The organism is Rhizobium sp. 25PS6, assembly GCF_032464655.1.
Classification (GTDB): Bacteria; Pseudomonadota; Alphaproteobacteria; order Rhizobiales; family Rhizobiaceae; genus Rhizobium; species Rhizobium laguerreae.
This window is the reverse complement of record NZ_JAWDIV010000078.1, coordinates 1-648: the sequence shown is the minus strand read 5'-3', so window position 1 is coordinate 648 and position 648 is coordinate 1. Positions and strand designations below refer to the sequence as shown.

General features: G+C 63.6%; 1 protein-coding gene. It reads right to left on the bottom strand.

All coding sequences use genetic code 11. The features are described 5' to 3' along the window. The coding region (locus RWK44_RS34900; RefSeq protein WP_316030185.1) for a DUF4082 domain-containing protein at window positions 1–648 on the bottom strand (648 nt) is incomplete at both ends.

The following is a 648-nucleotide window of genomic DNA, read 5'->3' as shown; positions in this document are numbered from 1 at the left end:
GTTGCCACGTAAGCGCCGGTGGTGTGGTAGGAGGCGATATAGGTGGTGTTGGCGGCGATGGTGACGGGCGTTGTGAAGTTCACCGTCTGCCAGCCGCTTGCCGTGGTGTTGGTGAAGGTGGCGGTGGCAAGTTTGGTGCCGGTGGTGGTCCACAGATCGACGACGTTCTGTCCGTTGTCGTTGGCGCTGCGGTAGAACTTGATGGCGGTAATATCACCGACAACGTTCGACTGGAATTTGACGCCGACCTCGAGCTGTTGACCGTCGTTGAGGTTGGTCTGGGCCGGCGTGCTGGAGGCGTTAAACAGGCTGTAGGTCGCAGGCGCCACTGTCGCAGTGATATTGAAGGTCTCGTTGGCGGCAAGGCCGCCGAGGTCGGTTGCCGTCACCCTGACGCCGTAGGTGCCTGATGTCGTCGGTGTGCCGCTGAACGTCCGCGTTGTGGCGTTGAAGGCGAGCCAGGCGGGCAGCGCCGTGCCGTCGGCAGCGGTTGCCGCATAGGTGAGGGTCTCGCTGCTGTCGACATCGGTGAAGGTCGTCGTCGGCAGCGTGAACGAGAAGGCAGAGCCGACGGTAGCGTTCTGGGCGGCCGTCTGGACGGCCAGCACCGGCGCGTCGTTGGCGCCGTGGATGGTGACGGTCAGGTTT